General features: G+C 58.2%; 2 protein-coding genes. One reads left to right on the forward strand and one right to left on the reverse strand.

Translation table 11 applies throughout. The features are described 5' to 3' along the window. Nucleotides 1-575 precede the first annotated feature (575 nt). Complete coding sequence (locus K309_RS38910) at nt 576-1,322, forward strand: sensor histidine kinase (protein ID WP_051320776.1); 747 nt, start codon at nt 576-578, stop codon at nt 1,320-1,322. A 382-nt stretch (nt 1,323-1,704) separates the two neighbouring features. Here K309_RS38910 and K309_RS0134645 read toward each other — a convergent pair whose 3' ends face one another. Continuing rightward, nucleotides 1,705-1,932, reverse strand: coding sequence for a hypothetical protein (locus K309_RS0134645; protein WP_029050441.1), 228 nt, complete (start codon nt 1,930-1,932; stop codon nt 1,705-1,707). Nucleotides 1,933-2,156 lie beyond the last annotated feature (224 nt).

Consider the following 2,156-nt stretch of genomic DNA (forward strand, 5'->3'; position numbering starts at 1 on the left):
CAGGAAATTGGGGGAACTACATGCAACTGTGAAACTGAATCAAACCAATCTCGATTGACACGGGGAGTCATATCAGCTGGACTGCTCCGCAGGCGCCCCTTGTTGCACGTTTCGTGGCCCTTCATCCAACCTCGAAGTGCGACCCGGTCTAGGTGCTCCTGCCCTGCACTGGCTCTTGCCGGACCCATCGCAGACACACAGAGAGTGCGAGGGCATCACGGTGTGCAATTAGTGACCGACGCTGCGATGAGTCTGTGCAGTGGGGACGATATCCTCTGGACGGGGAGCAAGCGACGGGGTGACATGACATTTGCCTCCGACTGCGCACCGACGTTCCATTGTTGATTTTTCCTCAAAAGTAATTCGCTGATTCGGGGCTCAATTTGCACTCCGGTGAGTGGCACACTCTCGCTACTCCGAGCTGATACTCCGGAGTTAGCGAGACGCCCTTCCCACTGACTGCGCGGCGCGCCGCACCTGCATCTCACACTTCAATTAGCAGCTTGCCCCGGTGGAACGCCGTATCGGCTTGCCCGAGCAAGACTTCCTTCTTCTACCTTACAACGGAGGGCAGGATGACGGCGCACAAGTTCCATTGTTCCGAGGGAGTCGGGCTTGATATCCCGCTCGTCCATGTGAACCGCTTGGCGACCCTCGGAGTACTGGCGGCATCGATCGCGCATGAGATTCGCCAGCCTTTGACGGCCATCCGATTGGAGGCCGGCGCGATCCAGCGTTGGATCAACAGAAGTGAGTCAAATGTCGCAGAGATATCCGAGGGGCTTTGCCGAATAAAGGATCAGTCCGAGCGGGCTGAGCAGGTGGTCCGTTCGCTATGGTCGTTGATGCGACCGGCACCTACAGCTCGGCAACGCTTCCAACTAAGTAAGGCGATTGAGGAACTACTCCCATTGGTGGAGGCCGATATCAAGCAGGCCGAAGCGGTGCTCAGACTCGACCTGGATTCCGCCTTGCCAGATTTGCACGGGGATTGCGTGCAAATCCAGCAACTAGTGCTCAACCTGTTGTTGAACGCAGTCGACGCGCTGAAACGGCGGCGGTGCGAGTCCCCGACCATATTGGTACGGACTCGCAACCGCGGGGATAGTACGATAACGCTCGAGGTGGAGGATAACGGTGCAGGAATTCCGCCCGAACAGCTTTCGAGGATATTCGAACCGTTCTTCAGTACAAAATCTGACGGGATGGGCCTGGGGTTGGCCATATGCCGTTCCATCGTTGCGTCGCACAATGGGACCATTCAAGCAAAATCGGACGACGGCCTCACCTCAATGGCAGTGTGCCTTCCGCTGGGCGCCTAGTAGCTCCGACTCATGGCACCATCCGTCCGGCTTCTGAATGCGAAAGGGTAGCGAGATGAGTCCGCGCTGGTCCAACAACACCCATGCCGCCATTTCGACCAGAAGATGTCAAAAGGCGGCTCAACAAGAACGTTCCGAGTTCATCGGGCGTGCCCGTCCGGGGGAGAAGTCCGAGCGTGGCAAGTTTGTCGCGTGTGTCGTCTGCTGACCTAGCCTTTTTGATCGCCTGGTTGAGGCGCATGATGAGTGCTGGCGACGGGCTCGCAGGCACAAAGACGCCGCCCCAGCTCACGACCTCGTAGCCCGCTACGCCAGACTCTGCAACCGTGAACGGAGCAAAATGGCCGGTTACCGACCTTGGGCGGCAGTCATGCTGTCGCGGTTATCGATCTTGCGACGACATCCGCCATGCCGGAATGCCGTCGTCGAAACTATCGAACCACTCCCGGCTCGCGTCGGCCACAACGCTTGGATCGCAAGTGGTGGCATCCGGAACGCATGCCCGAATGAGATCGTCGACGTCAAAGCGCTGTTCCGCCCGAGTCCGCCAGGGATCGCGGTTGCGGGCGAGGATAGTGAGGTGCTGGTCGCGGATCGAGGTGTAACGCATGTCTCAGACGGGAAATGGAGTTGCCCGGTTATTGACGGCCACCTCCCCGATTTCTTGACCCACTCACTGCTTACGTCAACCAGAGGGCGCCGGTCAACCGGAACCGTCAGGTCCTGGCTCAGCGTCACGGGATTGCACGCCAGTCCAGCTGATATGACTCCCCGTGTCAATCGAGATTGGTTTGATTCAGTTTCACAGTTGCATGTAGTTCCCCCAATTTCCTG

The sequence above is a fragment of the Cupriavidus phytohabitans genome (genome assembly GCF_000426345.1).
In the GTDB taxonomy this organism is placed as follows: Bacteria; Pseudomonadota; Gammaproteobacteria; order Burkholderiales; family Burkholderiaceae; genus Cupriavidus.